Origin of the sequence: Candidatus Planktophila sp., from assembly GCF_040402315.1 — a bacterium.
GTDB lineage: Bacteria > Actinomycetota > Actinomycetes > Nanopelagicales > Nanopelagicaceae > Planktophila.
Genome location: NZ_JBBAMU010000010.1, coordinates 1 through 22,949, shown reverse-complemented (window position 1 = coordinate 22,949; position 22,949 = coordinate 1). Strand labels below are relative to the sequence as shown.

23 protein-coding genes and 1 riboswitch are annotated in these 22,949 nt (G+C 49.4%); of the genes, 8 read left to right on the top strand and 15 right to left on the bottom strand.

Features of this window, described 5'->3' with window-relative positions:
- Positions 1–3: 3 nt before the first annotated feature.
- Positions 4–1,602 carry an ABC-F family ATP-binding cassette domain-containing protein gene (locus AC9UEP_RS03085; RefSeq protein WP_509543902.1) on the top strand — a complete coding sequence of 533 codons (1,599 nt, stop codon included), beginning with the start codon at positions 4–6 and terminating at the stop codon, positions 1,600–1,602.
- Positions 1,603–1,643: 41 nt separating this feature from the next.
- On the opposite strand, the gene AC9UEP_RS03080 is transcribed toward AC9UEP_RS03085, so the two are convergent.
- Positions 1,644–2,387 (bottom strand): helix-turn-helix transcriptional regulator, encoded by a 744-nt coding sequence (locus AC9UEP_RS03080; RefSeq protein WP_509543900.1) that lies wholly within the window; start codon positions 2,385–2,387, stop codon positions 1,644–1,646.
- A gap of 212 nt (positions 2,388–2,599) precedes the next feature.
- On the opposite strand from AC9UEP_RS03080, the gene AC9UEP_RS03075 reads away from it, so the two are divergent.
- Entirely contained in the window at positions 2,600–2,929 is a 330-nt protein-coding gene (locus tag AC9UEP_RS03075; RefSeq protein WP_509543899.1) for a hypothetical protein, read from the top strand.
- Between the two features lie 75 nt (positions 2,930–3,004).
- Here AC9UEP_RS03075 and AC9UEP_RS03070 read toward each other — a convergent pair whose 3' ends face one another.
- Complete coding sequence (locus AC9UEP_RS03070) at positions 3,005–3,295, bottom strand: hypothetical protein (RefSeq protein ID WP_509543897.1); 291 nt, start codon at positions 3,293–3,295, stop codon at positions 3,005–3,007.
- A 52-nt stretch (positions 3,296–3,347) separates the two neighbouring features.
- Positions 3,348–5,468, bottom strand: a complete 2,121-nt coding sequence (locus AC9UEP_RS03065; protein WP_509543895.1) for a DNA gyrase/topoisomerase IV subunit B — start codon at positions 5,466–5,468, stop codon at positions 3,348–3,350.
- Between the two features lie 192 nt (positions 5,469–5,660).
- Between AC9UEP_RS03065 and AC9UEP_RS03060 the strand changes: the two genes are divergently transcribed.
- On the top strand, positions 5,661–5,870 hold the full coding sequence (locus AC9UEP_RS03060) for a DUF7455 domain-containing protein (protein WP_509543893.1): 210 nt from the start codon (positions 5,661–5,663) through the stop codon (positions 5,868–5,870).
- Here AC9UEP_RS03060 and AC9UEP_RS03055 read toward each other — a convergent pair whose 3' ends face one another.
- The 5 genes from AC9UEP_RS03055 to AC9UEP_RS03035 form a co-directional block, all read right to left on the bottom strand.
- Positions 5,871–6,056 (bottom strand): CDGSH iron-sulfur domain-containing protein, encoded by a 186-nt coding sequence (locus AC9UEP_RS03055; RefSeq protein WP_509543891.1) that lies wholly within the window; start codon positions 6,054–6,056, stop codon positions 5,871–5,873.
- A gap of 6 nt (positions 6,057–6,062) precedes the next feature.
- Positions 6,063–7,994 carry an RNA polymerase sigma factor gene (locus tag AC9UEP_RS03050; protein ID WP_509543889.1) on the bottom strand — a complete coding sequence of 644 codons (1,932 nt, stop codon included), beginning with the start codon at positions 7,992–7,994 and terminating at the stop codon, positions 6,063–6,065.
- Between the two features lie 42 nt (positions 7,995–8,036).
- Positions 8,037–9,134 carry a homoserine O-acetyltransferase MetX gene (gene metX, locus AC9UEP_RS03045; protein ID WP_509543887.1) on the bottom strand — a complete coding sequence of 366 codons (1,098 nt, stop codon included), beginning with the start codon at positions 9,132–9,134 and terminating at the stop codon, positions 8,037–8,039.
- A gap of 10 nt (positions 9,135–9,144) precedes the next feature.
- Positions 9,145–9,252: riboswitch (SAM riboswitch) on the bottom strand.
- 10 nt (positions 9,253–9,262) lie between these two features.
- The gene (locus AC9UEP_RS03040) at positions 9,263–10,270 is read right to left on the bottom strand and encodes a DUF4192 domain-containing protein (protein WP_509543885.1); all 1,008 of its coding nucleotides are present in this window, start codon (positions 10,268–10,270) and stop codon (positions 9,263–9,265) included.
- 12 nt (positions 10,271–10,282) lie between these two features.
- Positions 10,283–11,029: a PKD domain-containing protein gene (locus AC9UEP_RS03035; RefSeq protein ID WP_509543883.1), complete on the bottom strand. Its 747-nt coding sequence runs from the start codon at positions 11,027–11,029 to the stop codon at positions 10,283–10,285.
- 79 nt (positions 11,030–11,108) lie between these two features.
- Here AC9UEP_RS03035 and AC9UEP_RS03030 point away from each other — a divergent pair, with 79 nt between their 5' ends.
- Positions 11,109–11,576: an NUDIX hydrolase gene (locus AC9UEP_RS03030; protein WP_509543881.1), complete on the top strand. Its 468-nt coding sequence runs from the start codon at positions 11,109–11,111 to the stop codon at positions 11,574–11,576.
- Here the strand turns inward: AC9UEP_RS03030 and AC9UEP_RS03025 are convergent.
- Genes AC9UEP_RS03025 through AC9UEP_RS03015 form a run of 3 tightly spaced genes read right to left on the bottom strand, consistent with a single transcriptional unit; the run spans position 11,535 to position 14,037 of the window.
- Entirely contained in the window at positions 11,535–12,152 is a 618-nt protein-coding gene (locus AC9UEP_RS03025) for an ABC transporter ATP-binding protein (RefSeq protein ID WP_509543879.1), read from the bottom strand. The two genes, AC9UEP_RS03030 and AC9UEP_RS03025, sit on opposite strands and share 42 nt — an antisense overlap.
- On the bottom strand, positions 12,143–13,114 hold the full coding sequence (locus AC9UEP_RS03020; protein ID WP_509543877.1) for a FecCD family ABC transporter permease: 972 nt from the start codon (positions 13,112–13,114) through the stop codon (positions 12,143–12,145). Before AC9UEP_RS03020 ends, AC9UEP_RS03025 begins: the two co-directional genes overlap by 10 nt.
- Positions 13,111–14,037 carry a heme/hemin ABC transporter substrate-binding protein gene (locus tag AC9UEP_RS03015; protein WP_509543875.1) on the bottom strand — a complete coding sequence of 309 codons (927 nt, stop codon included), beginning with the start codon at positions 14,035–14,037 and terminating at the stop codon, positions 13,111–13,113. The genes AC9UEP_RS03020 and AC9UEP_RS03015 overlap by 4 nt, the downstream gene beginning before the upstream one ends.
- A gap of 86 nt (positions 14,038–14,123) precedes the next feature.
- Here AC9UEP_RS03015 and AC9UEP_RS03010 point away from each other — a divergent pair, with 86 nt between their 5' ends.
- Together AC9UEP_RS03010 and AC9UEP_RS03005 are read left to right on the top strand one after the other, a co-directional pair.
- Entirely contained in the window at positions 14,124–14,612 is a 489-nt protein-coding gene (locus AC9UEP_RS03010) for a neocarzinostatin apoprotein domain-containing protein (protein WP_509543874.1), read from the top strand.
- A 24-nt stretch (positions 14,613–14,636) separates the two neighbouring features.
- Positions 14,637–15,617 (top strand): hypothetical protein, encoded by a 981-nt coding sequence (locus AC9UEP_RS03005; protein ID WP_509543872.1) that lies wholly within the window; start codon positions 14,637–14,639, stop codon positions 15,615–15,617.
- Between the two features lies 1 nt (position 15,618).
- Here AC9UEP_RS03005 and AC9UEP_RS03000 read toward each other — a convergent pair whose 3' ends face one another.
- Positions 15,619–17,616 (bottom strand): ATP-dependent DNA helicase, encoded by a 1,998-nt coding sequence (locus AC9UEP_RS03000; protein WP_509543870.1) that lies wholly within the window; start codon positions 17,614–17,616, stop codon positions 15,619–15,621.
- Positions 17,617–17,650: 34 nt separating this feature from the next.
- Between AC9UEP_RS03000 and AC9UEP_RS02995 the strand changes: the two genes are divergently transcribed.
- Complete coding sequence (locus AC9UEP_RS02995) at positions 17,651–18,607, top strand: 2-hydroxyacid dehydrogenase (RefSeq protein ID WP_509543868.1); 957 nt, start codon at positions 17,651–17,653, stop codon at positions 18,605–18,607.
- On the opposite strand, the gene AC9UEP_RS02990 is transcribed toward AC9UEP_RS02995, so the two are convergent.
- Genes AC9UEP_RS02990 through AC9UEP_RS02980 form a run of 3 tightly spaced genes read right to left on the bottom strand, consistent with a single transcriptional unit; the run spans position 18,604 to position 20,416 of the window.
- Complete coding sequence (locus tag AC9UEP_RS02990) at positions 18,604–19,767, bottom strand: MFS transporter (RefSeq protein ID WP_509543866.1); 1,164 nt, start codon at positions 19,765–19,767, stop codon at positions 18,604–18,606. The genes AC9UEP_RS02995 and AC9UEP_RS02990 overlap by 4 nt on opposite strands.
- Positions 19,768–19,817: 50 nt before the next feature.
- Positions 19,818–20,006: a hypothetical protein gene (locus AC9UEP_RS02985; protein ID WP_095674625.1), complete on the bottom strand. Its 189-nt coding sequence runs from the start codon at positions 20,004–20,006 to the stop codon at positions 19,818–19,820.
- Between the two features lie 47 nt (positions 20,007–20,053).
- Positions 20,054–20,416 (bottom strand): hypothetical protein, encoded by a 363-nt coding sequence (locus AC9UEP_RS02980; RefSeq protein ID WP_509543865.1) that lies wholly within the window; start codon positions 20,414–20,416, stop codon positions 20,054–20,056.
- 108 nt (positions 20,417–20,524) lie between these two features.
- Between AC9UEP_RS02980 and ppdK the strand changes: the two genes are divergently transcribed.
- A partial coding sequence (gene ppdK / locus AC9UEP_RS02975; RefSeq protein WP_509543863.1) for a pyruvate, phosphate dikinase occupies positions 20,525–22,949 on the top strand: 2,425 nt, incomplete at its 3' end.

Genomic DNA, 22,949 nt, shown 5'->3' with positions numbered 1-22,949 from the left:
CAAATGATTGCAACAACCGCTCTTGAACTTCGTGCTGGTGCACGCCTTTTGGTTTCTGGGGTCACAGTTCGCATCAATCATGGCGATCGCATCGGTTTCGTTGGCCGAAATGGCGCCGGAAAATCAACTCTGGCAAAAGTTTTAGCGGGTGAAACACTGCCGGCCGGCGGCGGCGTACAGCGCACCGGCAAAATTGGCTATCTGCCACAAGATCCACGTACTGGTGAAGATCAAGGAACCGCGCTCGATCGAATTTTATCGGCGCGCGATCTAGACCAAATTGCGGCGCGAATGACCCAAGTAGAACAAGAGATGGCAACCACAGAAGGCGCCGAACTTGAAAAAGCCCTTGAGCGTTACACCAGAGTAGATGCTGAATTCAGCGCAGCCGGCGGCTATGCCGCAACTTCAGAAGCAGAAGCAATTGCCCACTCTCTTGGCGTTTCCGAGGCCGTTTTTAACAATCAACTTGACACTCTTTCCGGTGGTCAACGCCGGCGAATCGAACTTGCGCGCATCCTTTTTTCCGGTGCCGAAACCCTGCTCCTAGATGAGCCCACCAACCACTTAGATGCCGATTCGATCATCTGGCTTCGTAACTACCTCCTTAATTACTCAGGTGGACTTGTCATCATTTCTCACGATGTGAACCTGATTGAAACCGTGGTCAATAAAGTCTTCTACATCGATGGCAATAGAAATGTCATCGATGTCTATAACTTAGGCTGGAAGCAATACCTCTTACAGCGCGAACAAGATGAACATCGCCGCAAGAAAGAGCGCGCTAACGCTGAAAAGAAAGCAGAAATCTTGCAAAAGCAAGGCGAGCGGATGCGCGCGAAAGCCTCTAAAGCAACTGCCGCCCAAGGCATGTTACGTCGCGCCGAAAAGCTGCGATCATCACTCGATGATGTGCGGGTCAAAGATAAGGTGGCAAAACTTCGCTTCCCAACCCCTGCCCCATGCGGCAAGACTCCGCTATCGGGGGAAGAGCTATCAAAGAACTATGGCTCACTTGAAATCTTCACTGACGTTTCCTGCGTCATTGATAAGGGCTCCCGCGTTGTGATCTTGGGCCTCAACGGCGCCGGCAAAACAACGCTCCTTAAAATCCTAGCCAATCAACTTGAATCAGATACCGGCAAGGTCGAACATGGTCATGGGCTCAAGCTCGGTTACTACGCCCAGGAACATGAAATGCTCGACTTCGAGCGAACTATTCTGGAAAACATGATGTCTTCTAAAGCTGACTTGCGTGAACCAGAAGCTCGTAACGTGCTTGGTTCATTTCTCTTCGTCGGCGATGATGTTCATAAGCCGGTCAAAGTACTTTCTGGTGGCGAGCGAACTCGGTTAGCCCTGGCCACCCTGGTCGTCTCTTCAGCAAATGTGCTCTTACTTGATGAGCCAACAAATAACTTAGATCCAGCATCTCGGGAAGAGATCTTGGGAGCGCTGAGTGAATATCAAGGCGCAGTAATCATGGTCTCTCACGATGAAGGCGCCGTGCAGGCGTTAAAGCCAGAACGGGTGATTTTGTTGCCTGATGGCGATGAAGATATTTGGAAAGAGGAGTACTTCGACTTAGTTAGTATTGATTAGCCATCGTTAATTACGAGTTGAGAGAAACTCTGTGAATACAGTTACAGCTCTTTAGAATTGTGTTCGGAATCTATTTTTAAAGCATGAATGAGTTGCAAGGCTTTTCTACCCGTCACCTCTAACTTTCGATATATAGCAACGGTCTCCTGTCTGATTAGTGATTCGCTATAACCAATTTCTAGGGCAATTTGTGCGTTATTAAACCCATGCTCGAGTAAGTCAGCAATAACTAATTGCCGATCACTCAATGGAATGTGAGGTAAGTCAATCTTTCCCTTAACATCAACCGCAGTCAGGACTAGCGCCTTTGGAAGCTGACTTGAATAAAGCCCCAACAGTGAACCAATTGCAATATAGAAGATTTTCATCGCCTCGGTAAGGTCAAGTGTTTTCGTAGAGTAAAGAGCCATTCCACCAACCGGAGAAACTGGAATAGCTACCCCTGACACCCACTTACCCTCATAACTAGAGCCAGCCACCAAGGGATATTCCTTTTCATATTCAGTCCCGTTATGGGCAATGAAGACAGTGTTTTCACGGATCGCAGCGGTGATAGGGATTTTCTCTTGAATCGGCAGATCAAAGAATGCTGCGTATTCGGCAGAACCCCAACCGTATCCGCCGAGTGGAGATACAAAACCATTGTCGATGAGCTCACCTATATAAAGGCAGAAACATTTCTCTTCACTAAATGTGTTCATGACTAGGAACTGGGAGATTTCGTTTAAAGAATCCGGTGAGGCCGCAAGAAAGTCAGAGAAGGCAAGAATCTTTTTAGAGTGCATACCCCCTCCTTACTGCTCCTATGGTGAAAAGTATCTTGTGGCTGCGGTTTTCAGGGTACTCCTATATTTGGCTGTGGGTTGCAACCACTTTGATATTTCAAATATCTGGCTGGCTTTGTCCGGACTTTACCAAGCCTGCGTAATGCCTGACAGGCTATTTTTCGCATTAAGAGGCCTTAGAGCGCGATCAAGATAGACCAGGAGGTAAGTCAATGAAGCAGATTCGAATCGTAGATGAGGATGGGAGTCCGATTCGTTATGCCTATCTTGAGCAGGAAAGTCTTAAGTTCGAGTTTGAGTTCTACGCTCATGATGAGAATGAAGGCGATTACGAAATCATTCAAACTGTAGCGCCGGCTGACTTTGAATTTATCGCCACAATGTTCGGACTAGATCCGATGGGAGACATACTCTCAATAGTCCAGGAGATTTCGGACTCGGGCAGAGGCGGAGATCTCATCAACTCTCTTAACAGTAAGGAGATCAAGAACAAACTCCATAAATGGGGAACCTACTCATCTTTTAAAGACCAAGGTAATTAAGAGTTAATAGCTAAAGACCCCGCCCTCGCGTGAGGCCACTCTGCATTTATTACTGTTCGTATTTTTAAGCTTTAATCAGGATTTAAAATGCTTTGCTAACTTAACAATCAGCCCAATCACAATAAAGAGCAGACCTATTGGCAGGCTTGCCATCAAAAACCAGAGATAACTACCGCCACCTGAGCCCTCATAAAACATCGACCCGCCCTTGATGACCGAAAATAAGAAAGCACAAATAATCGGCAATACCGCCATAAACCCGTTAGCGCTTCTGTCGCCAGTTGTGACCAAGTTGGAGAAGTAGGTGAAGATGCAGAGTGCGTTGATAAAGAGAGCAATCAGTAAGACAATCGTCTTAGAACGCATGCTATGAGGGTAGGGCTAAAGGTGGAAAATTATCAGTCTCGGTGATTAAGAACTAAGCGTCGATCTGCTCGCGATCAATCTCAGCTGTTGCGATAAATTCCTTCCGTGGGGCCACATCCGATCCCATTAAAAGCTCAAACATCTTCTCTGCGGCCTCCGCATCCGGCACCGTAATTCTACGTAGCGTGCGGGCATCAGGATCCATAGTGGTCTCACGCAGTTGATCAGCATCCATCTCACCCAGACCTTTATAGCGCTGAATCGGCTCTTTCCAACGCTTACCCGTCTTCTTTAAATCTGCCGTAATTCGCTTCATCTCATCATCGGAGTAGGTGTAGATGTACTCACCCTTCTTGCCGCCCACACCCATTGTTTCAATGCGGTGTAGTGGAGGAATCGCGGCAAAAACGCGGCCAGCATCGAGCATCGGGCGCATATAGCGATACATCAAAGTAAGCAGCAGGCAACGAATATGTGCGCCATCAACATCGGCATCTGACATCAAGATAATGCGGCCATATCGAGCATCATCTAATTCAAATGATTTTCCAGAGCCAGCGCCGATTACCTGAATGATGGAGCCGCACTCTTTATCATCGAGCATCTGCGATAGTGATGCTTTCTGCACATTTAAAATCTTGCCACGAATCGGCAAGATGGCTTGGAATTCAGAGTTACGCGCTGCCTTTGTTGTGCCCAGGGCCGAGTCGCCCTCAACGATAAAGAGTTCAGTGCGAGTGACATCTTCCGAGCGGCAATCAGAGAGCTTTGTGGGAAGTGACGATGATTCCAGGGCGTTCTTACGGCGCTGTATATCTTTATGAGCACGGGCGCTAATGCGTATGCGAGAAGCACCCGCAATCTTTTCCATGATCAACTTGCCGTTGGCTTTATCAATACGACGAGTTGTTGCAAAGAATTCTTTGAGCTTATCGGCAACCACAGTGGAGACAATCTTTGTCGCCGCCGCGGTTCCGAGAACTTCCTTGGTCTGACCCTCAAACTGCGGTTCTGACATTCGAACGGTGACTACCGCAGTCAGACCTTCCATCACATCGTCTTTGATGACATCGGCCTCGTTCTTCTTCAGAATTCCAGCGCTGCGCATCGCTTCATTAAAGGCTTTAGTGATGGCGCGCTCAAAACCAAGTACGTGCGAGCCGCCCTTAGGAGTGGCAATGATGTTCACAAAGGAGTGCAGGGTTGTGTCAAAGCCCTCGCCCCACTTCATCGCGATATCAACTTCCATATCACGCTCAACATCTGTGGAGACCAGATGGCCCTTGTCATCTAGCACCGGCACCGTCTCTTGATAATGACCGCTGCCATAAATACGAATAACTTCACCAACAGCGGTATCTGGTTGCAAGAAATCGCAGTACTCAGAGATGCCACCCTTATGGAAGAAGGTCTGGGTGGTCTTCTCTTTCTTGCGGTTGTCGTTAACCATAATGGAAAGTCCGGGAACTAAAAATGAAGTTTGGCGAGCTCGGGCATAGACATCATCGAGTTCAAGTTCGGCATCCTTTAAAAAGATTTGCCGATCTGACCACCACTTAATCCGGGTGCCAGTTACCTTCGCCGAAACTTTTCCAATGGTGCGCAAACCTGATTGTGGTGTGAAGGTAGCTTTCGGTCCATCACCATCAAATATTCCAGCTACTCCGCGCTTGAATGACATCCAGTAAATCTTGCCGTTGCGATCTACTTCAGCATCAAGGCGTTCGGCTAAAGCGTTGACAACAGATGCGCCGACACCGTGGAGACCACCGGAGGCGGCATAGGAACCGCCGCCGAACTTTCCACCTGCGTGCAGTTTGGTTAGTACAACTTCAACACCAGTAAGACCAGTCTTGGGTTCTTTATCAACCGGAATTCCGCGACCATCATCGTGTACTTCAACGGAACCATCTGATTCAAGATTAATTTCAATTTTCTTACAGTGCCCCGCCAGTGATTCATCGACTGAGTTATCAATAATTTCCCAGAGGCAATGTTGTAATCCGCGGGAATCGGTTGAACCGATATACATTCCCGGGCGCTTGCGCACAGCATCGAGGCCTTCAAGAACTGCGAGATCTTTGGCGGTATAGCTATCCTTAGCATCCACTTCAGGGGTAAAGTTCAATTCGTCAGCCACGGTGGCAAAGGTTAGCCAGCGAATGCTTCGCATCTGCGTAAGCGCGCCGGGACATCTCAAATATTGGTAATTGGGGTGAGATATCCCCTAATAATCGGTGATTATGCGCTCAGATTGCTAAAAATTTACACAATTGGAATCAATATCTCCTGCGGGGAATAAAGAGAACTGGCATGATGTTCCATAGAAGTACCAGAACTTCCCATTAAGCGAAATGAGAGCGCGATGACCGAGCAAGTAATCCTCGAATCCACACCTCTGAATGCCCTCGATCGATGCGATCGTTGTGGTGCACAAGCTTACGTGCGTGCAATTCTGCTAAATGGTGGTGAACTCATGTTCTGTGCCCATCACGGCAAGGAATATGCTGAAAAGCTCAAGGCAGTAGCTGCAGCGATTCAGGATGAGTCAGAGAAGTTGGTTGAAGTTAAGTAATTACTCTTTAAGAATGCCCTTATGCGAACCATCGCATAAGGGTTTTTCTTTTGATTGACCACAACCACAGAACTTTGGATTCTCGATAGTTTCAAGCACTTTGCCATCAGCATCGACTATATCTATCACCCCAGTGATGCGAATAGATCCGCTCTTAGGATTGATAAAGACTTGGGCATCGGCCATCTGGTGTTAATCCAGATAATCGCGCAGTGATTGCGAACGAGATGGGTGGCGCAGCTTTGACATCGTCTTAGATTCAATCTGGCGAATACGCTCACGCGTAACACCGTGAACCTTACCGATTTCATCAAGAGTTTTAGGCTGTCCATCTGTGAGCCCGTAACGAGCCTTGATGACATCGGCTTCGCGGTTGGTAAGGCCGCCCAGCACCTGCATCAACTGCTCCTGCAAGATAGTGAAAGTTACTGACTCTTCTGGCTTAACTGCCTCTGAATCTTCAATGAGATCTCCGAATTCAGAGTCTCCTTCTTCACCTAGTGGGGTGTGAAGTGAGATTGGTTCGCGGCCATACTTCTGAACTTCGACCACCTTTTCCGGTGTCATATCAAGTTCTTTAGCGAGCTCTTCAGGTGTCGGTTCGCGCCCAAGATCTTGCAGCATCTGGCGCTGCACGCGAGCTAACTTATTGATGACTTCAACCATGTGTACTGGAATACGAATGGTGCGAGCTTGATCTGCCATGGCACGGGTAATTGCCTGGCGGATCCACCAGGTGGCATAGGTAGAGAACTTATAACCCTTGGTGTAGTCAAACTTCTCTACTGCGCGGATAAGACCGAGGTTTCCTTCTTGAATCAGATCAAGGAAGAGCATGCCGCGCCCGGTATAACGCTTAGCAAGTGAGACCACCAGCCGAAGGTTTGCTTCCAACAAGTGATTCTTGGCGCGCTTACCATCTTCGACAATCCACTCTAGCTCGCGCTTCATCTTCTTCTCTAGCTTCTTAGTGTGCTTCAAAGCTTCTTCGGCAAAGAGGCCGGCTTCAACGCGCGTAGCAAGTTCAACTTCGAGTTCGGCATTAAGAAGTGCTACGCGGCCAATCTGCTTCAGGTAATCCTTTACTGGGTCTGCGGTCGCACCAGCGGTAAGAACGGTCTGTTCTGGCGGCAGGCGCTTAATTTCAATCTGAATAAATCGAGCTTGCTCGTTAAAGAAGTACTGCAAATCTTCTAGGTTCTTGAGGTGGCCCTGATTAACCGCTTCGGCGATGAGCTTTGCGGACTTCTCATTAAAGGTGCTCATCGCAAATTGCTGTTGAATCTGCTTAAAGGTAAGCGCCTTTGCTTCTACCTGATCAATATTGCTCTTCGGTGAAAGTTCTACGCCCTGAATCTTGCCGTTGATAGCTTCCAGGACGAGATTTACATTCTTTAGATCCTTCTTATGCTTCTCGCGCTCGTTCTTATCTTCCTCTTCATCATCGGCATCAGAGTCAAGTAAAGTAAATGAGCCCGCTTCATTCTTAGTCTCATCCGATAGCGTGACAACGCGCGGCTGGTCTTTGCCATCGGCTTCAGCATCAACAATTTCAGATGCTTCTGCAATCAGAGTCTCTACATCTTCCAGGTCAACTTCTTCCACCACAATTTCATTGCCATCTTCATCAAGCACAATGGCGACTTTTTCACTCTTTAGCGCTTCTGCCTTCGCCTCCACCTTTGGGGCAATCAAGGCGAGCTGCGCCTTTGACAGTATGCGACTTGGAGCTCCGAGGCCAGCTTTGCGAGCCTTCTCTGTCGCTTCCGGAATTTGACCGTCAAGTGCGCGAGCTTCAAGTGCCAGCGGCATAAATTCTTTCTTTACCGCCTTGCGATAATTATCAATTCCACTAGCAGCAAGGGATTCAATGATCTCTTTCTGGTGCGCAATGGCGTTCTTTAAATCAACTAGCTGCTGTATTTCTTTTACGTTGAGCTCTTTCTTAATTTCAATCTTCGCTGGCTTTATCGTCTTAGCAGCAACTTTCTTTGCGGGTGCTTTCTTAGCAACGGCCTTCTTCGCAGGAGCCTTCTTGGCTACACTTTTTTTCGCAGCAGTCTTCTTTGCTGGAGCAGCTTTCTTGCTCTTTACCTTGTTTTTGAGCGCACTAAATACAGCCACAATTGTCCTTTTGGTTTTTCTTCGAACTGCTCGAAGTACTATCTATATTGTACCCGCAACATGCAAGGCGTGGCGAATAGCATCGCCCATAGCTTCACTCTCCACCAAAAATCCGTCATGGCCGAACTCGGAACTGATGACAATCGGAGCCTCGGCGGTGGGAACGAGCTCTGAAATCTCAACCTGAAGTCGAGGGACGAAGAGGCGATCGGTGTCGATGGAGACGACCACCACCGGAACTTTCACGCTGGCCAGGGCCTTGACCACGCCGCCGCGCTCGCGGCCGATATCGTGCGAATTCATCGCATCAGTTAAGGCGATATAGGTATTGGCATCAAAGCGTCTAGCGAGCTTATTAGCCTGATGGTCCAGATATGACTGCACGGCATAGCGCCCGGTCTCATCTCCTTGTAATTGGCGACCAAAGCGCACATCCATCTCAGATTCGGTGCGATATGTCAGATGGGCAATCCGGCGCGCAATTCCCATTCCGTCAACCGGGCCACGTTCTTGCTCGTAATAATCTCCGTCATTAAAGTGCGGATCAGATTTAATGGCATGAATCTGCACTGATGCGGTTCCGATTTGGTCACCGGTGGCAACGGCTGAAGATCCAATCGTGCAGATGGCACTGACTCGCTCCGGCAACTGCACCGCCCATTCCAGTGAACGCATGCCACCGAGAGAAGGACCCACTGCAAGTAAATACTTATCAATTCCGAGCGCATCGCTAAATGCAATCTCGGCATTCACCATGTCGCGAATGGTGATGATGGGAAAGCGGGAACCATAACGCTTTCCATCAGGGGCAATACTTGCTGGGCCAGTTGAACCTTGACAGCCACCAATGACATTGGGGCAGAGAACAAAATATTTATCGGTATCAAATGGCAGCCCCGGGCCCACCATTTGCGGCCACCATCCAGGAACATCAGACCAACCAGTCATTGCATGGTTAACCAAAATTGCATTGGATTTATCAGCGTTTAACGTTCCCCAGCTCTGATAAGCAATGGTGATATCTGGCAGGGTCTCGCCATTTTCAAGAAGTAAATCACCAATCTTGATAAATTTACGATCACCTGGATCATCACCTTCAAGCCACGCACCGGTGACATCGAAGTTAGGTCTTCTGCTCATGAATAAATCCTTCACGCACTTGCAGCTAAGAGCTCTGCCTGGTCGTCACCCGGAGCACCCCGCCGCGGTGGAGGGTTGCCGTCTAGTCAGCCGGGGCTTAGGACTAGAACTCGTGACCAGTGCAAATATTACCCGAAAATTGTGGCAACCACTTTGGGGTGTAGCTCTGCTCGCATCCTGGTAAAGGATTTCGCCGGCCAGCCTGCCGTAAATACTCGCCGCAGTAGCAGCGCTAGTGAGTAGCTCGGGTTATCTGCCAGCGCACGATCTAGCGCCTTCTGGGCCAGAGCTCCCTCACCACGTTCATATGAGAGAGCGGCAAAGACCGATGCAATTGGTGCCACAAAACCAATGGGTGCGATAACTAATAAATCTCGCCACATCTTCCAGAAGAAGTCAGCGGTCTCAAGGCTGTGACTACCCAGTGCAAAATCACGCACTTGAATATCACTCATGCGCCCAATAACTCGTGCGCTCAGTTCGCGATCTTCTGCGCCCCGACCTGCTTGATATTCCCCTGCTAAATCAATCACGGCGGTGGCGCCATCTCGTTGCAGGTGATTTAATTCTTTGGCATCGGTGGCAATCGTGAATTGGTTGACTTCACTGAACCAAGACTCATGGGCGGCAGATGGCAGCGCTGAGATTGAGTAAATTAGCTCATCGACAGTTGCAAAGGGCATTGGATGTCCAGCGATGACATGCTCTGCGGCGATACGCGATGAATCAATTTCTGGAACCGGGCTGCCTTCCGGTGGACAACACGCTGAATCAATACAGAGAAGTGAGCGAAAGCGATCACTTCGCACAAGCAGTGATTCTCTAATCTCAATGCCAGCGCGCATGAGTGCGGCACTGGCATTAATCAGTACTGTCTCGCCGGCTTCCGATTCGGCAGGTGTGTATGCCACCAGCAGCGCTCCTTCAGCCTTTTCGCGGGTGAAGTGGGAGGCAAGTAGGTCATAGCTTTCGCAAGAGATATCTACGGGTAGATCAACGCGCATCGCCATCCCGACCGCGTCTTTATCTTCGCAATCTGTGTTCAGTGCGACCAGAACAAGTGAATTACTTGGGTGATAACCGATAAGAAAAGGAATAGCGGCAAGTAGATCGTGCGGTGAAGTCAGGGTTGTCATGAGAAGCCTTTCTTATCGGTTTAGTGTGACGGGAGTAGAAAAACGTGTGGGCGCAGCAACAACGGAGATAGGTAAAATCGAGACTGATTCAATCTTTCCTGGGATCCGACGCTTGACACCTTGCACGGTGAATTCACCATCCCAACTTGTAATGAGTTGGATGAGGTAGTGCCCTGGGTTTGAATAGCTATGTTGGATTTGCCCATCTGGAAAAGGTGCGCCGGCACTACGCGTAATAAAAAAAATGCCATCGCCGTAATGCCAGATGAAGGTGGGTTTAAGCGAGACTTCAACAACTTCGCCCACAATTTCAATCTTCTTAGTAACGATTGCTGGAATATCTGACCAGAAGAAGACCGGAACCTTAATCAGCGGTTGAAATGAGGGGGAATAAGCAATTCCGGCAGTGGGCAGAATTTCAATTAACCTATCGCTTAGTGAAGTTGCCGTAGGCGCCACTTCCGGCTTTACCCGCTTCTTGACGATAGGTTTTTTAGTTGCGGTAATAATCTTTGGTTTGGCAATATCGGTTGATTTCGGCGGTGGGGTAGTGATTTTCTTAACTATGGGCTTTCTAGTCTTACTGGGCGCAGGTGCTACCACTTTCTTCTGCGCCGCACCTGTTCCCTTACGCCCTTCAATCACTATCTTGCCATCTTGGGTATAGACATCTATACATGCTTTTTCAATGCAATCAGCTGCGTGTGCCGGTGCTGCAACGTTTATGAACAAGATCGCGAATATAAGAATTCTCTTCATGCGCGGGAGGTTAAATCCCTTGGGTGCGCAGCAACGGTTCAATTGTGCTGGTTGTGGATAGATATGAGAAAGTAGGACCATGGCTGCCCGCGATGGAGATGGATGGATCCAATGTGGATGCGGCTCCAAACATTGGGGCGTCCACGGCGCCGCCGGCCTGCTGATTATTCGTGACGGTTCAATTTTCTTACAGCATCGCGCACCCTGGGTGCATAACGGTGACACCTGGGGCATTCCGGGCGGTGCCCGAGATTCGCATGAAACGATCATGGAAAGTGCAATGCGGGAAGCGGTAGAAGAGACTGGCATCAACCCCGATGATTTAGAGCCGCTTCACACCTTTACCGATGATCACCAGGGCTGGAGTTACTCAACAATTATCGCCCGCGCAAATCAAACACTTGAGGGACATGAGCTAAACGATGAATCATTTGAAGTGCGGTGGGTGAAATTTGAGGATGTTACTCGGCTGCCCCTACATCCAAGCTTTGCTAAAAGTTGGCCGTTATTGCGCCAATGTATCGATGATCTGATCACACCAGGATAAAGAACTCCTATCAATGTGAGCAATCACCAGGATTGTTCTTCCCTGATTTCGCAACTCTTCTAAGAAAGCAATAATCCGCGCTTTGCTCTGCACATCTTGTGCCGAAAGTGGTTCATCCAATAAATATATTGGCGTCTCTCTTATTAGCGCGCGGGCAATCTCAATTCTTTGCCCTTCTCCCCCAGATAACGTAGTAACGCTCTGGTTTTCAAATCTGGTCATATCAAGGCGCTGCATCACAGCTTCCACGCGTAGGAGTTCGGCGGGGCCCTGGCCCATCTCAATCAGCTCGCGAGCGGTGTAGGAGAGCCAATAATTTCTATTTTGCAGAACCACACTCCGCAGCTGCCCTTGTTCAGCTACCGATATTTCCTTCAGATTTCGACCATCAAAAGTGATTACACCTGAATTAACTGCAAGATCTCCGGCCAAAGCGCCTAGCAGCGTGCTCTTACCGCTGCCGTTGGGGCCGATGATTGCCGTAATCTTTCCGGGTTCAATGCTGGCGCTGAAATCGGTAATGACGTTTTTCCCACCGCGAATAATGGAGACTTTCTCGATCGTAATTAGCGCCATATATCACCACTTTTTTTAAGAGTGAGTATCAAAATCGGTGCACCAATCAGTGATGTCAAAAGGCCGATCGGAAGTTCAAAGGGCGGAATCGCAGAACGAGCTGAAGTATCTGCAAGCAAGAGAATAAGTGCGCCAATGAGTCCTGAATAAATAACCAGCACCCGATTGCGTGGTCCACATAGATAGCGCGCAATATGAGGCGCAGCCAGAGCTAGAAAGGCAATGGAACCAACACTTGAGACAGTTACTGCAACAAGAACTGCCAAGATGCCAAATGCGCCCAAGCGGATGCGCTGTGCGTTATGACCAATGTGGCGCACTGATGCATCACCTAAGGAAAGTAGATCAAGTGTCGGGGCAATCTTCCAGGCAAGCACTGCAGCGATGACCAGCACCGGGGCCACAACATAGAGCGTCTTGGTGCTCACCAGTGCGAGTGAACCAAATGACCAGAATGAGATAGAGCGCGCATCTGGTCTGCTCACCGCCGAGAGCGTGAGCCCCACTATCGCACTAAGAATTGCCGAGACGCCAATTCCAATAGTGATTAACTGCAGCGCAGAGCGAGCTAGTGAAAATGTCAGCAAGGTTGCCGCCATCGCACCAATTGCTGCGCAGACAACGGCGCCAGCTGATCCAATACTGACTAAGTTGGTCAACACCCCAAGTAAAACACCCAGTGATGCACCTGCTGAAGTTCCAAGAATTGCCGGATCGGCCAAAGGGTTATTAGTCGAACTCTGCGCAAGTGAACCAGCAACACCCAGGGCGGCTCCGATCAGAATCGCTGCTCCCACACGCGGTGCTCTAATCTGCCAAATAATTTGGTGTGAGGCGCTCTCCGGATTAAGAAATGGATTAAAAATATATCGCAAGAGCTCACTAACCTCGGTAGCGCCCAGGGATAGGGCAATAATGGAGATGATGGGCAGCAGCAGAATCAGGGATGCAATTTTTTTCATTTCTTCCTCACCTTCGCGATTGCCGCGCTCAGTTTTGCAATTAAATCAGGGGTGCGCGGACCGAAAGAGAGCAGCAGTGAATCATCGACGGCAATCACTCTTTTGTTTTTTGCTGCAGCAGTCTGTGCGATTCCGGGAAGTTCTACCAGTCCCTTGAGGCCACCGACTGATTGCAGTCCCTTGCTCATCACCAGAATGACATCAGGATTCAGTGAAGCAATGAGCTCACTAGTCATGGCGTTAAATGGGTTGGCAAGATTTGCCGCTCCAACATCTTGCGCCCCGATGGCTGTGATTAATGAATCAGCACCCGATCCTTTGCCGCCAATTAAATAAATAGAACTGCCGCCGCGAAGATAGAGAAAAATAACACGACTCTTTTCTGGTGACTTCTGGAGCTTTTTAAGAAAGGAATTCAGTGCCGTGTTAAGTGCAGCCCCACTTGCTGGCACCCCAATTGCATCTGCAATAGCGCGAACCTTTGCCGGTATATCACCTAAGGTCCACGCCTCTGGCGTTGTCACTACTCGGATTCCAGCAACTGTTAAGGCATCGAGGGCGCTTTGCGGGCCAGTTGATTTATCAACAATAACTAGATCCGGTGTGAGGGCGATAATTTTCTCGGCCACTACTTGGTGTCCGGAAGTAACAATTGGAACGCTCTTAAGGTCTACATCAGTACTTGCTATATCGCGACCGATGAGAATTGATTTAAATCCCATCGCAGAGATAATTTCCCCGGCGCCGTTCGCAAGTGCCACAACTTTTTGAGCCGCTGTGCTTTCGATGCTCTCAATTGTGGTTGCCCGAGCCGATGAAATCTCAATTGCTTTAGAATTATCAGTACTGCAGCTAGTAAGTACGAGCGCCGCAGATGTGATTGTGGCAACAACTAGGGCCATGACATTCCGCTCTTTACTCATGGCTGAATACTCTCAAATAACTTGCCGACAGTGTGCGGCCTGGTCGTCGGATAAAGCTAGATGCCACCTTCTCTATTATTCTCACCATGCGCAGCAAGTTGATACAGGTAGCGATAGTAATCATCGCCTCTACTACGCTGTGTACACCCGCGATGGCGGCAACTTCTGTGCTTGGCTCAGATGATCAAAAACTTACCGCATCGATTACCAAAGTAAAAAGTGGGCAAGAGATAGCAGTATCAGGCACAGGATTTGATGAAACAGTGGGGATTTATCTCGCTTACTGCCTATTGCCTAAGAAAGGTCAGCCTCCCACACCATGTGGTGGTGGAGTTAATAAAGAAGGAATCGGAGATGCTTCTTATTGGATCTCATCTAACGCACCTTCTTATGCCACAGGGCTAGTCATCCCCTTCGCACCCGGTGGTCGCTTCACTGAGAAAGTTCGAGTGACTAAGAAAATCGGTAAGCACGATTGCACCCAAGTTAAATGCGCCATCACAGTCAGATCAGATCACCTGCATGAAGGAGATCGCACCCATGATCTATTTATTCCCATCACCTTTAAGAAGTAAATCAACTACGAAACTAGGAGAAACATGTTTACCGCATATAAGAAAGCCCTCATCGCACTTACCGTCATCACTTTAGTTGCCCCTATCGGCGTATCAACACCTGCCCAGGCAGAAACCTTTGCCTTCGCAAGTGCTCCCCTGACTAATCTCAATCCAGCCGGAGACACAATCAATGGTGGTTTCACTAAGTTTCCAACAAAAGCTGGAATGTATATTCAACAGTGCATCGCACCAGTAGGTACTGCTCGCCCAGTGACATGTAGCGACACACTTCAGTTGTGGGTCACTGCCGCAGGTGGACCAGGAACGACTAGTCCAACGGGAGCAATCGTGATGAAAGTTGCCGGTTCAATTACTGGTAAAGGTGTCACAGTTGATTGCACAACAACCCAATGTGGACTCTTCTTCCGTCTCGATCACACCGCCCCCACAGATACTTCAGAGGATAAGTTCTTGCCAATTACTTTTAGAGTGGGTGCGGCAGCTCCGGTACTCACAGCAGATGAAATCACTGTCACCCTCAATGGAACTGCCCTAGTTCGCAATGTTCCCAGCAACTTGGCCTACCGCGCAGATGCCATGATTATGGCATCTGCAAAATCAGGCCTAGCCGTCACTTTGACATCACTCACACCTGATTGCACTTATGCCAATGGATCTTTGACGGCGCTTAAAGGTGCAGGACAGTGCGCACTTGCCTACTCAACTGCCGGAAATGCAACCACGGCAGCAGCTTCCGGTAATTTCCCATTCATTCTCACACCGGGAACCCAGAAGATGAGTGCGCTGCCTACATCACTCAAGAGTGGGGCGAGCAGATCACTTGCGAAGGCAACCAACTTTGGTGAAGTGATTATGTATAAGAGTGCATCTAAGACATGTTCAATCAAGGCCAACGTTCTTAAGGCAAGTAAGCCCGGAACGTGTGCAGTTGAATTCCATGCCGCAGAAAAAGCTGGCATGTGGCAGATGCTCCATGGTTCAGTAAAGATTGCGATTAAGTAACTTACTCATCCACGTTTGCGGCAAGTCTGCGAAGTGATTCGCGCACTACCGCCCCATCACTTGTTCGCCACAGCGGTGGCATCGAGTTAAGTAGCACGCTGCCGTAGCGTTTAGTGACAATTCTGGAATCAAGGATTGCCACAACGCCTCGGTCTTCAATGCTGCGAATCAAACGACCAGTTCCTTGGGCCAACAAAAGTGCGGCGCGCGGTACTGATACCTGCATAAATCCACTGCCGCCTGATGCATCAGCTAGCGATGATCGGGCAGACATGACCGGTTCATCGGGACGCGGAAATGGAATGCGATCAATGGCAACTAAAATGCAAGAATTTCCCGGAACATCCACGCCCTGCCATAGCGACATCGTGCCCAGCAAGATAGAAGTTTCGTCTTTAGCAAAACGCTCCACTAGTGGCCCAACTGCATCTCCGCGTTTCTGAGTGATGATTGAGATTGGTAAATCAACTAATACTTCACGTAGATGAGCATCGGCTGCCTCTACCCCGCGCCAAGAACTAAAGAGAGCAAGGGTGCGCCCGCCGGCGGCGTCAATCAGTTCCCCAAGTTCATCCAGAACTTCCTTGCTCGGACCATCACGACCTGGCTCCGGTAAATGTTTTGGCAGATACAGAACTCCCTGATTCGCAAAATCAAAGGGAGAACCGACATCGAGCATCTGCACATTTGCTGGATCAATATCTTCACTCTCACTTTCAGCATCAGCATCTGTTCCCACTACGAAACCAATACTGCGCGCCATCGCATCGAAGTTATTGCCCACAGTTAACGTGGCAGAGGTTGCAATAACTGGTGTCTTGGTCAATAGATTACTGCGCAAGATGTGGGAGACCGAAAGCGGTGCTAAATGCAGGGTGGAAAATGTTGGCTCATACCAGAGCACATGCTCATCACCCATTTTAAGTAACTTACCGGCGGTCGTTGCAATCTCTTGCACCGCACCCTTTACTCGAGCACGCTCGGCATTGCTATCAGGATCGATAATCTCATCATCGGCGGTCAGTACCTGCACAAATGCCGCTGCACTCTCCTTAAGCTTTCGAATCGGAGCTTCCAACATACTTGGAATATCTTTTAACCTGCCTTGCGCTGTGAAATCACTCTTCACGCTCTGGCCGTAATCTTCCATCGCATCATGGAAACTATCGGCCGCCTTTGTCAGCGCCTCACTTGGTTTGCCGGGTGAGTATTTGCGAGCCATGGCAGCAGCTCGTTGCACCCGTCCTGATGTGAGCTCCTCCGTTACCGCCTGTGTTGTGCGATCCATAAATTCGTGGGCTTCATCCAAAATAACAGCATCGCGCTCCGGCAAAATCGGGTGCGAATCAACAATTTCAATGGCGAGCAAGGTGTGGTTGGTGACAACAACATCGGCCGCTTGTGCTTTCGCTTTTGCCTTAGCAGCAAAGCATTGTGCGCCCCAGGCACAGACATCGGCGCCTACGCATTCACGCCCTGATAAAGAGTTCGCCGCCCACACTCTGCGATCTACTTCCGGTGCGTCATCTCGGTCACCGGATACACCCGGCGTCTTAGCCCAGGCAATCAGGCGCTTGGCATCTTTTTCTAAATAGGAAGATTCCAGTACTAACTCACCATCAGGATCAGTGTCATCAGCATTCATCTTCTGCAGACACACATAGTTGCCCACACCTTTATATATCCCGTAGGTAATCTCGCGCCCCAGCACTTTTTCCAGCGCTGGCACAACGGCCGGTAAATCACGTTCTACTAACTGTCTCTGCAAGGCAAGGGTTGCAGTTGCTACCAATACTTTTCGACCGTGAACCAGTGCTGGAACTATGTAGGCAAGTGATTTGCCGGTGCCCGTACCCGCTTGAACCATGAGGTGGTGTCTATCGGTGAGCGCATTAGCAACAGCTTCGGCCATCTCAATCTGGCCTTCGCGCGTTGATCCACCAATGGCTGCTACTGCCGCATCGAGTGCTTTTCGCACCTGCTCAGACAAGTCGCTCATAGCCGCACTCTATCTGCCCAAAGGTTTTGTCATCATGCTCATAGTGATAAATGGTTATGATTCGGCACATCGAGAAGATGGGATCAATAAAGTAATGAAAATCTGGACGCAATGGAGTGATCTCACTCTTCCTGCAGGCATGACTCACTTAGATAGTGATGGATTTGTTCCAGCTGCATCGCAATTTGATGCAATTGAGTTCTATGTGCCCAGCTATATGGGCGGGCTAAAGACCATTGAAATTATTCCGAAGATGAAAAACCTTAAGGTTGTGCACTACAACCAAGCTGGATATGAAGATATTTTGCCCCACATTCCACAAGGAGTAAGCCTGTGTAATGGAACAGGAATCCACGATGTCTCCACCTCAGAGCTGGCAGTCGGTTTAACGATTGCCTCCCGCCGCGGATTTGCCGAGTTTATGGATAACCAGAAGCAAGGCATCTGGCAGCGCACAACAAAGCCAGCACTTGCTGACTCACACGTTGGAATCATTGGCTATGGCCATATCGGCAAGCGGATTGCATCTCTGTTAGAGATGTTTGAAACTAAAGTAACGGCCTTCACGCGAAGTGGTAGCGATGGCTCAATAAAAATTGCCGAATTTGATCAGTATCTGCCAATGCTCGATGTCATTATTTTAATTCTGCCACTGACCGCTGAATCAAAGAACTTTATTAACGCAGAACGAATCAAGAAGATGAAAGATGGCGCCACCTTGGTTAACGTCGCTCGCGGCGCCATCATCGACACCGACGCACTCGTTGCCGAACTTCACACCGGGCGCATTACCGCTGGCTTAGATGTGACCGATCCAGAACCACTACCTGCCGGTCATCCGCTGTGGTCGGCGCCAAATCTCATCATCTCCCCCCATGTGGGCGGTGATAGTGGTGCCTTTGATCCACGAGCCCGCAAGATGGTGCAGGAGCAGTTATCTCGACTAGCGGAAAATAAACCACTCCTGAATCAAATTACTGGGCTGGCTTAAACCTTCTCGTTTGAGCCAGCTTTCATGGCAACCAATACCTGCAGCGCTGCAAGTCCGATGATGAAGTAGAGCGCGCGATCCCAATTTCCGGTGATGTCAAAGAGTCTGCCCAGCACAATTGGCGAAGCTGTCGCCATCACGTAGCCAACAGATTGCATCATGATGGACAGTGACTTGGTCTTTGCGGCATCAGCTGCCCGGAAGACAACCAAGAACAATGCAATTGAAAAGGTCACATAAACCCCAATATTTCCAAGAATCACCCAGAGCCACAGGCTCATCCCGGTATCAACAGAGATAGCAAAGTAGGAAACTGCCAGGAAGATTGAGAAAACTATCAATACCAGGCGGAAATCTTTCCGCTTGGAGGCAAAGTGCGGAACTGCCAGGCTAAGAAGGGATCCCACAAGCGTTGCTACCGCAACCAGAATTCCCGCGTTGACCAAGGTGAAGCCTTTAGTTATCAAGATAGTTGGCAACCAGGTGGCTGATGCGTAGTGAATCATGTTCAGCAAACCAAACAAGATTGTAATAGACCAAGCAGAGCTACTCTTAAATAGTGGATTTGCCCAGAAACTTTCCTTGCTCTCCACAACATCAGATACCGAAGAGCTAGGAATCTTGATCCACCACCACAGTGCGGTGAGCGCACCGATGACGAACCAAGGCAGCATGGCAAGGCGCCAGGTGTAGGAAGATGCTTCAGCAAGTGGGGCGGTAATGGCAAGTGATATGGCTGCACACGATCCCATGACAGAGGCATAGATTCCGGTGAGTAGCCCGGCATTTGAGGTGCCATTTTCTTTCACCCAAACCGGCAACATGTAGTTAAGCACCGCAACTGAGATACCGAGTGTAATTGAGAAAATCAAGATGGATGCAATATCAAAGGTAGTACGTAAGAAGAGTGAGAGTGTAAGAAGTGTGATGGCGTAGGAAATAACGCGATTGGTATTTCCTAGACGGCTAATACTGCGCATCAAGATTGCCGAAAGTGAGAAGCAGAGAAGCGGGGTTGCAGCCAGAATAGATTCAGTAAATACGCTTATTCCATACTCTTGCTTAAGAATTGGAAGTAGTGGGCCAATGAGAATTAGGCCCGCTCTCATATTCGATGAGATTGCAAATATCGGCAGGCCCTGCTTCAAGATATTTTTCATGTCGCCAAAATAGCAGGGCGCACCACTAATAAGAAGAAATTAGGAGAGTTTTATTTGCCTTTTGCCATGCGAAAGAAGTAGTTAATGATGAAGGCAATTACATATCCAAGGGCACTGTTTACAATAATTGTTGTTGGATAGATGCTGGGCCAGAAGAGGGTGAAACCAAGAGCAATCAGGGCTCCGAGCCAGCCGAACTTAGCTGCCGCACGATGTCTAGAGATAACTTTTTTCGCCATGGCAAAATGATAATCGAAAATCGAAGGTAAAGGTAGGTGACTTATCCCTAATCCAGCGCCGAAATCCGAAGGGTATAGGAACCGCTCTTAGAAAATATATTGACTGACGCTTCTGAATCCAGGATGTGCACCAAAGTTTCCGAGTGGGCATTAACCCATGGCCCCGGGTAATCCCAACTCGTAATTTCCGGCCACGGATTAGGAGCCACTCTGGAACGAAAGAGCTCCACGACATCGTCTTCAAACTCTTCCGCAATAAACTCGGCAATGACTCTCACATCGTGAGAAATAATCTCGGCCGTGACTACCTCACCAATTGGCAGCGCGGCATCTTTGCGAGTCTGATGCACTTTGCGACGTACCTCACTCAAGGCATCTGCGCTTAAGTGACAGCTGACCATACCGGCCATCGCTTCCTCCTCCACTGGCAATTTCTGCACGGACTCTACAACAGCAAGCCACTTCTGGCAGGGCAGGACCGTGGGCCGCCACTTTTGAAAAGCATGTATCATCCGTCCATGCCTGCAGAGCAGCTGGTTTATCCGTTCACCTTTGGGGATCGCTCGATGGCCGATCTCCTCGGTGGCAAAGGTGCCAATTTATCCGAGATGACCCGGATGGGTCTTCCGGTACCACCGGGATTTACCATCACCACCCAAGCTTGCCGAGAATTTCTGGCCTCTGGAATAATTCCAGCTTCCCTCTCTGGTGAAATTCAGAGCGCGCTAGGCGAACTCGAAAAGATGCTCGATAAGAAATTTAGCGATCCAAAGAATCCACTCTTAGTTTCCGTTCGTTCCGGTGCGAAGTTTTCCATGCCAGGCATGATGGAGACAGTTCTCAATGTCGGCATGACACCAGAAGTTGCGCAAGCAATGGCAGAACAAACTGGCGATGCCAAGTTTGCTTGGGATTCCTACCGCCGCTTCATCGATATGTTCGGCCGTATTGTCTGCGATGTCCCGCCAGCAGATTTCAAGAAAATTGAAGCCCGAGTTCTTGAATCAAATTCCGTAAATAGCATTCAAGAATTGACTGTAGATGGCCTAAAAGCATTGGCACAGGCTCTCATTAGAGAGATTGAAGCTCAGACCGGCAAGGATTTCCCAACCGATCCACGTCAACATCTAATTAGCTCTGTGGAGGCAGTTTTCCACTCTTGGAATTCAGAGCGTGCCCAAATTTATCGCCAACGTGAGCGCATTCCATCTGATTTAGGTACTGCGGTAAATATTCAATCAATGGTCTTTGGAAATCTAAGCGATGACTCTGGAACTGGCGTTGCCTTCACCAGAAACCCAGCCACCGGTGAAAACGGTAGCTATGGCGATTACCTAGATCGCGCCCAAGGTGAAGATGTGGTTGCCGGTATCCGTAACACTATGACTTTAGTTGAGATGAATGAGCGCGAACCAAAGGCTTTCCAAGAGCTAGAGCGAGTGATGTCACTCCTAGAAAATCACTACCGCGACCTATGCGATATCGAATTCACGGTAGAGCGCGGAAAACTCTGGATCTTGCAGACCCGCGTTGGAAAGCGCACCGCCGAAGCTGCCTTCCGCGTGGCACTACAACTTGTTGATGAAGGCAAGATTTCTATGGATGAAGCCCTCTCTAGAATCTCTGGTGAGCAGCTAGGTCACCTCATGTTCCCACAATTCGATTTGGCCGGACAGGTAACTGAAATTGCGCGCGGCATCCCAGCCTCAGCAGGTGCGGCCGTCGGTGAAGTTGTCTTTGACTCAAGACGAGCATTTGATTTGGCACGCGCCGGCCACAAGGTAATTCTGGTAAGACGTGAAACCAGCCCTGATGATCTAGTGGGAATGGTTGCCTCGGAAGGAATTCTGACCAGCCGCGGTGGCAAGACATCTCACGCGGCTGTAGTGGCTCGTGGAATGGGTAAGACAGCTATCTGCGGAACAGAGAGCATCTCTGTCGATGAACGCGCTAACTTATTTACCGTCGGTGCGCTCACCGTCTATGAAGGTGAAGTTATCTCCATCGATGGCACAAGTGGCATTGTCTACTTAGGCGCTCTTCCAACGATTGCCTCCCCCGTTACCGCCTACCTAGAAGGCAAGCTTGATGCTAATTCGGCTCAGGCAACGCCGGTAGTCAAAGCGGTCGATCGCATTTTGCAGCATGCTGATGCCTCCCGTGTGCTGCGGGTTCGAACAAATGCTGATACCCCAGAAGATGCCGTGCGCGCGCGCATTCTTGGCGCCGAAGGTGTTGGCCTTTGCCGCACCGAACATATGTTCCTAGGACCACGTCGTGCCTATGTTGAGAGTTTGATCCTGGCTGAGAATGAAGAGGCCCAGCGTGGCGTGATCGCGGAAATGGAGCCACTACAACGTGGAGATTTCGTCGGCATCATGATGGCAATGTCTGGACTTCCAGTAACGATCCGACTTCTTGACCCACCGCTACATGAATTCTTACCTAATATCGCCGAGTTAAGTGCTGAAATGGCGCGTGCGGAAGCGCTCGGGGAAGAAATTTCTCCGCGCCAACAAGCAGTCTTTGCGGCCGTCAAGCGGCTGCATGAATCTAATCCAATGCTTGGTCTTCGTGGTGTTCGTCTTGGAATTTTGATCCCGGAGCTATTTAAGATGCAGGTGCGCGCCCTGGTGCATGCTTGCCTTGAAGTTCGAAAGCTTGGCCACAATCCGATGCCAGAGATTATGGTTCCACTCATCGCCACCCAGCGAGAACTGCTCTACCTGCGCAAGACCCTGGAAGAAGAAATTACCAACACTCTTAGCGGCACCGGACAACACTTCGATATTCCGATTGGCAGCATGATTGAGACACCACGTGCTGCCATGACTGCCGGAAAGATCGCAGACCATGCCGACTTCTTCTCATTTGGCACAAATGATCTAACCCAGATGACCTGGGCCTTTAGTCGCGATGATGTTGAGTCCAGCTTCTTGCCGC

Coding starts and splice junctions, on each gene's coding strand:
- AC9UEP_RS03080 (WP_509543900.1), bottom strand. CDS start 2,387: ATGCACTCTAAAAAGATTCTTGCCTTCTCTGACTTTCTTGCGGCCTCA.
- AC9UEP_RS03020 (WP_509543877.1), bottom strand. CDS start 13,114: ATGAAAAAAATTGCATCCCTGATTCTGCTGCTGCCCATCATCTCCATT.
- AC9UEP_RS03065 (WP_509543895.1), bottom strand. CDS start 5,468: ATGCGAAGCATTCGCTGGCTAACCTTTGCCACCGTGGCTGACGAATTG.
- AC9UEP_RS03005 (WP_509543872.1), top strand. CDS start 14,637: ATGTTTACCGCATATAAGAAAGCCCTCATCGCACTTACCGTCATCACT.
- AC9UEP_RS03075 (WP_509543899.1), top strand. CDS start 2,600: ATGAAGCAGATTCGAATCGTAGATGAGGATGGGAGTCCGATTCGTTAT.
- AC9UEP_RS03000 (WP_509543870.1), bottom strand. CDS start 17,616: ATGAGCGACTTGTCTGAGCAGGTGCGAAAAGCACTCGATGCGGCAGTA.
- AC9UEP_RS03085 (WP_509543902.1), top strand. CDS start 4: ATGATTGCAACAACCGCTCTTGAACTTCGTGCTGGTGCACGCCTTTTG.
- AC9UEP_RS03010 (WP_509543874.1), top strand. CDS start 14,124: ATGCGCAGCAAGTTGATACAGGTAGCGATAGTAATCATCGCCTCTACT.
- AC9UEP_RS03025 (WP_509543879.1), bottom strand. CDS start 12,152: ATGGCGCTAATTACGATCGAGAAAGTCTCCATTATTCGCGGTGGGAAA.
- AC9UEP_RS03015 (WP_509543875.1), bottom strand. CDS start 14,037: ATGAGTAAAGAGCGGAATGTCATGGCCCTAGTTGTTGCCACAATCACA.
- AC9UEP_RS03040 (WP_509543885.1), bottom strand. CDS start 10,270: ATGACAACCCTGACTTCACCGCACGATCTACTTGCCGCTATTCCTTTT.
- AC9UEP_RS02995 (WP_509543868.1), top strand. CDS start 17,651: ATGCTCATAGTGATAAATGGTTATGATTCGGCACATCGAGAAGATGGG.
- AC9UEP_RS03055 (WP_509543891.1), bottom strand. CDS start 6,056: ATGGCCGATGCCCAAGTCTTTATCAATCCTAAGAGCGGATCTATTCGC.
- AC9UEP_RS03070 (WP_509543897.1), bottom strand. CDS start 3,295: ATGCGTTCTAAGACGATTGTCTTACTGATTGCTCTCTTTATCAACGCA.
- AC9UEP_RS03035 (WP_509543883.1), bottom strand. CDS start 11,029: ATGAAGAGAATTCTTATATTCGCGATCTTGTTCATAAACGTTGCAGCA.
- AC9UEP_RS02990 (WP_509543866.1), bottom strand. CDS start 19,767: ATGAAAAATATCTTGAAGCAGGGCCTGCCGATATTTGCAATCTCATCG.
- AC9UEP_RS02980 (WP_509543865.1), bottom strand. CDS start 20,416: ATGGCCGGTATGGTCAGCTGTCACTTAAGCGCAGATGCCTTGAGTGAG.
- AC9UEP_RS03030 (WP_509543881.1), top strand. CDS start 11,109: ATGGCTGCCCGCGATGGAGATGGATGGATCCAATGTGGATGCGGCTCC.
- metX (WP_509543887.1), bottom strand. CDS start 9,134: ATGAGCAGAAGACCTAACTTCGATGTCACCGGTGCGTGGCTTGAAGGT.
- AC9UEP_RS02985 (WP_095674625.1), bottom strand. CDS start 20,006: ATGGCGAAAAAAGTTATCTCTAGACATCGTGCGGCAGCTAAGTTCGGC.
- AC9UEP_RS03060 (WP_509543893.1), top strand. CDS start 5,661: ATGACCGAGCAAGTAATCCTCGAATCCACACCTCTGAATGCCCTCGAT.